Here is a 4,573-nt window from a genome sequence, read left to right as displayed (position 1 = left end):
GAGCTGGCCCTTGAGGGGGCCCCACTCGTTGGGGTCGGGGACGCCCGGGGGCAGCATCTGGCGCCGCTTGGGGCCGCCGTCCGCCGACTCGCCCGGCTCCTTCGCGCCCGGCCACGCCTTGGCGACCCGCGCCGCCAGGACGAAGTCCTTGCGCAGCGGGTGGCCCTCGAAGGAGTCCGGGAGGAGGAGCGGGGCCAGGTGCGGGTGGCCGGGGAAGCCGACGCCGAACATCTCGTGGGTCTCGCGCTCGTGCCACGCCGCACCGGCGTAGACGCCGGTCGCGGTGGGCAGCGCGGGCGCCTCGTGCGGCACCGTCGTGCGCAGGAGCAGCCGGCGCGTGCCCGCGCCCCCGCCCGGCAGCGCGGCGACGTGGGCGCAGATGCGGAAGCCCGTGCCGGGCTCGTCCACGGCGCTCAGCCAGTCGAAGAAGGTGCAGCCCAGCCGGTCCCGGGCGGTTTCGAGCGCGCTGATCCACCGCTCGGCCGGGACGTCGACGGTGAGCAGGTCGTACGTCTCCTCGGCCGTCGCGCCTTCGCCGAACAGCTCGGCGGGGTCACCCGGCAGCCAGCCGGCTGCGGACTCGGTCATCGTCCCGTCTCCTCCGCCGCGGAGGGAGCGGACGGCGGCGTCACCAGCCCGCTGCGCAGGGCCGCGGGGGACGCCCCGGCACCCCCGGCGGAGCCGTACCGCTCGCCCAGCGACTCCCGCGCGATCTTCTCCTGCAGCTTGAGGATGCCCTGGAGCAGCGCTTCCGGCCGCGGCGGGCATCCGGGCACGTACACGTCCACGGGGATGATCTGGTCGACGCCCTTGGTGACGGCGTACGAGTCCCAGTACGGGCCGCCGCAGTTCGAGCAGGCGCCGAAGGAGATCACGTACTTCGGCTCGGGCATCTGCTCGTAGAGCCGCTTGACGGCGGGGGCCATCTTGTCCGTGACCGTGCCGGAGACGATCATGAGGTCGGCCTGCCGGGGCCCGGGCGCGAAGGGGATGACGCCGAGCCGGATGAAGTCGTGCCGCGCCATGGACGCCGCGATGAACTCGATCGCGCAGCAGGCGAGCCCGAAGTTGAAGACCCACAGGCTGTAGCGGCGCCCCCAGTTCAGGACGACCTTCATCGGCTCCGGGGCCAGCCTGGCCAGCGGGCCGAGGCGGCGGGGCTCGGGGAGGTCCACGGGTGTCACGTCCACTCCAGGACGCCCTTCTTCCATGCGTACAACAGGCCCACGGCGAGGAAACCGAGGAAGACGAACATCTCCACGAGCGTGGCCCCGCCGAAGCCCGGCGCGGCGAACACCGTCGCCCAGGGGAACAGGAAGATCGAGTCCACGGCGAAGATCACGTACAGGAAGGCGTAGACGTAGTAGCGGATCTGGGTGTGGGCCCAGCCCTCGCCGACGGGGTCGACGCCGCACTCGTACGTCAGCAGCTTCTCGGGCGTCGGCACGACGGGGCGCAGGAGCCGCCCGGCCCCGAAGGCCACGGCGACGAAGAGCACGCCGACCACGGCGAGCAGCCCCACCACGGAATAGCTCCGGAAGTAGTCCGCGGCCACGTCCGCCCTCGCTCCCTGTCCCGCGTGTTCGACGTTCTGTACGCACGGGAGTCTAGGCCCTGGTGGGGTTATCCCCACCCTTCCCCACCCACGCTCCCCATGGCGGCGGCCCGTCCCGGCCGTGCAGGCTTGGGGGTATGACCGCCAGCAGTGCCGCGAAAAGCACGTCGAGCAACACCGGAAACGTCAGAGGTGAAGAAAAGTATAAAACCGCCTCGTATGCGGATGATTCCGGCACCTGCGGCGGGTCCCCGACGCCTCTCCCGCCTCCCCGTCTCGCCTTCGGCGCGCAGACGTGGAAGGAGGTCCTGCACCTCCTGCTCAACCTCCCGGAGGCGCTCCTCGGCTTCACGTACGTCTCGCTGTGGCTCTACGCGGGCGTCCTGTCCTCGGTCACGGTCGTCGGCCTGCCGCTGCTGGCGCTCGGCCTGACGGGCGCGCGGGCGCTGGGCCGGCTGGAGCGGCGGCGGGCGCGGGCGCTGCTGGGCCTGCACGTCGACGAGCCGAGCCCGCTCGCGCGGCAGCGGCGCGGCCGGGGCTTCTTCGCCTGGATGTGGTCGGCGCTGAAGGACCCGGTCGGCTGGCGCACCACGCTCTACGGCTTCGTCCGGCTGCCCTGGGGCATCCTCACGTTCGCGGTCACGCTGTGCATGCTCTTCGTCGGCTGGCCGGTCCTCGGCCTCGCCGCGCGCGGCATGACGAACCTGGACCGCGCCATGGTGCGCGGCCTGCTCAGCCCCTCCAGCGAGCTGGAGCGGCGGATCGCCGAGCTGGAGGAGGACCGGGGCGTGGTCGTGGACACCGCGGCCGCCGACCTGCGCCGCATCGAGCGCGACCTCCACGACGGCGCGCAGGCCCGCCTCGTCGCCCTGGCGATGGGGCTGGGCCTGGCGAAGGAGAAGGTCCTGGAGGACCCGGAGGCGGCGGCCCGCATGGTCGACGAGGCGCACGGCGAGGTGAAGCTCGCCCTGCAGGAGCTGCGCGACCTGGCCCGCGGCATCCACCCGGCGGTGCTGACGGACCGCGGCCTGGACGCCGCCCTGTCGTCGGTCGCGGCGCGCTGCACCGTACCGGTGTCGGTCTCGGTCGACCTGGACGAGCGGCCCGCGCCGGCGATCGAGGGCATCGCGTACTTCACGGTCTCCGAGCTGCTGCAGAACATCAGCAAGCACAGCCGGGCGCGGACCGCCGAGGTCGAGCTGTGGCGCAGGGACCGGCGGCTGCTGATCCAGGTGCGCGACGACGGTCAGGGCGGGGCGTCGACGGCCTCGGGCAGCGGGCTGGCCGGGCTCGCGGAGCGGCTGGGCTCGGTGGACGGCCTGTTCGCGGTGGACTCCCCGGCCGGCGGGCCGACGGTCGTCACGGCGGAGCTGCCGTGGCGCGACCGGAGCGGCGGCCGGGCCGGCGGGCCCGCGGGACGGCGCGGGTAGCGAAGGCAGGGGCCGGGCCGGCAGGAGGACAGCAGGGGTAGGGAGAACCCCACCTCCGGGACACCGACTCCCTCCATGGTCCGGGAGCGCCCGCTCCGCGAGCCTTGAGGCACGGAAACGGAAACGGCAACCACCGCGACCGGCGGAACCACCGCGACCGGCGAGCGACGACCAGGGAAGAGGGACCACCGTCATGGCCATGGATTACGGACGGGCGGAGACACGCGACGCACGCCGGGCGCCCCGCGTGCCCGCCGTCCTGCGGGCGCCCCTGGAGGGCCGCACCTGGCGCGAGTTCCTCTACCACCTGCTCAGCCTGCCGATCGCGGTCGCCGCCTTCTCCTTCGCCGTGACGATGACGGCGTCCGGCATCGGCCTCGCGATCACCTTCGTGGGCGTGCCGGTGCTGGCCGCGGGGCTGGTCGGCGTGCGGGCGCTGGGGGCCGTCGAGCGGGCCCGCGCCCGCGGCCTGCTCGGCCTGGAGATCAGCGAGCCCGAGCCCGTGCGCGCGCGGAACGGCAAGCGCGGGGTCATGGCCTGGACCGGGGCGCTGCTCAAGAGCGGCGTGTCCTGGCGGCACATGCTCTACGCGGTGCTGCACCTGCCGTGGGCCGTGACGGCCTTCACCGTCTCGCTCGTGATGTGGTCCGTCGGCTGGCTGCTGTTCCTCTACCCGGCCTACCAGTGGATGTACCCGCGGTGGGCGGGCCAGCCCGGCATGCAGCTCGGCGACACCTCGAACGGCGCGGGCATCTACGTCGACAACCCCTTCGAGATGGCCCTGACCTGCGCCGTCGGCCTGCTCGTGGTCCTGGCCGCGCCGTGGGTGATCCGCGGCCTGTCGTACGTCGACCGGCTGCTGGTGACCGGGCTGCTCGGCCCCTCGCGGCTCGCGGAGCGCGTGTGGGAGCTGGAGGAGGACCGCGGCGTGGTCGTCGACACCGCGGCCGCCGACCTGCGCCGCATCGAGCGCGACCTCCACGACGGCGCCCAGGCCCGCCTCGTCGCCCTCGCCATGGACCTCGGCCTGGCGAAGGAGAAGCTGGAGGAGGACCCGGAGGCGGCGGCGCGCATGGTGGACGAGGCGCACGGCGAGGTGAAGCTCGCCCTGCAGGAGCTGCGCGACCTGGCCCGCGGCATCCACCCGGCGATCCTGACCGACCGGGGCCTCGGCCCGGCGCTGTCCGCCCTGGCCGCCCGCTGCACGGTCCCGGTGCGGGCCGAGGTGGACCTGCCGGCCCGCCCGGCGCCGGCGATCGAGGGCATCGCGTACTTCACGGTCTCCGAGCTGCTGCAGAACATCAGCAAGCACAGCGAGGCGCAGAACGCGCGGGTGGACGTGTGGCGCTCGGCGGACCGGCTGATGCTGCAGGTCTGGGACGACGGCAAGGGCGGCGCGTCGACGGCCGGCGGCAGCGGGCTGGCCGGGCTCGCGGAGCGGCTGGGCTCGGTGGACGGCCTGCTGGTGGTCCACTCCCCGGAAGGCGGCCCCACGACGGTGACGGCGGAGCTCCCGTGGCGAGCGGCCGATTTCCGGTGACGCCTGTTTCCCCCGGCCGTACCGCCACGGCGTCACCGCCGCCGGCAC

General features: G+C 73.9%; 5 protein-coding genes. 2 read left to right on the top strand and 3 right to left on the bottom strand.

Annotated elements, in window-relative coordinates:
- The 3 genes from ACSNOH_RS33495 to ACSNOH_RS33485 form a co-directional block, all read right to left on the bottom strand.
- Positions 1 to 588 (bottom strand): NADH-quinone oxidoreductase subunit C (locus ACSNOH_RS33495; protein WP_436725217.1); only part of this gene is annotated, 588 nt, incomplete at its 3' end.
- Positions 585 to 1,211 (bottom strand): NADH-quinone oxidoreductase subunit NuoB, encoded by a 627-nt coding sequence (nuoB, locus tag ACSNOH_RS33490; RefSeq protein ID WP_436725216.1) that lies wholly within the window; start codon positions 1,209 to 1,211, stop codon positions 585 to 587. The genes ACSNOH_RS33495 and nuoB, both read right to left, overlap by 4 nt.
- Positions 1,181 to 1,555 (bottom strand): NADH-quinone oxidoreductase subunit A, encoded by a 375-nt coding sequence (locus ACSNOH_RS33485; RefSeq protein ID WP_436725215.1) that lies wholly within the window; start codon positions 1,553 to 1,555, stop codon positions 1,181 to 1,183. The genes nuoB and ACSNOH_RS33485 overlap by 31 nt, the downstream gene beginning before the upstream one ends.
- A 137-nt stretch (positions 1,556 to 1,692) precedes the next feature.
- On the opposite strand from ACSNOH_RS33485, the gene ACSNOH_RS33480 reads away from it, so the two are divergent.
- Together ACSNOH_RS33480 and ACSNOH_RS33475 are read left to right on the top strand one after the other, a co-directional pair.
- Complete coding sequence (locus tag ACSNOH_RS33480) at positions 1,693 to 2,985, top strand: sensor histidine kinase (RefSeq protein WP_436725214.1); 1,293 nt, start codon at positions 1,693 to 1,695, stop codon at positions 2,983 to 2,985.
- 193 nt (positions 2,986 to 3,178) lie between these two features.
- Positions 3,179 to 4,525: a sensor histidine kinase gene (locus ACSNOH_RS33475; RefSeq protein WP_436725213.1), complete on the top strand. Its 1,347-nt coding sequence runs from the start codon at positions 3,179 to 3,181 to the stop codon at positions 4,523 to 4,525.
- Positions 4,526 to 4,573 lie beyond the last annotated feature (48 nt).

Source organism: Streptomyces sp. URMC 127 (assembly GCF_051386535.1).
Taxonomy (GTDB): domain Bacteria; phylum Actinomycetota; class Actinomycetes; order Streptomycetales; family Streptomycetaceae; genus Streptomyces.
This window is presented reverse-complemented; position numbering and strand designations above follow the sequence as displayed.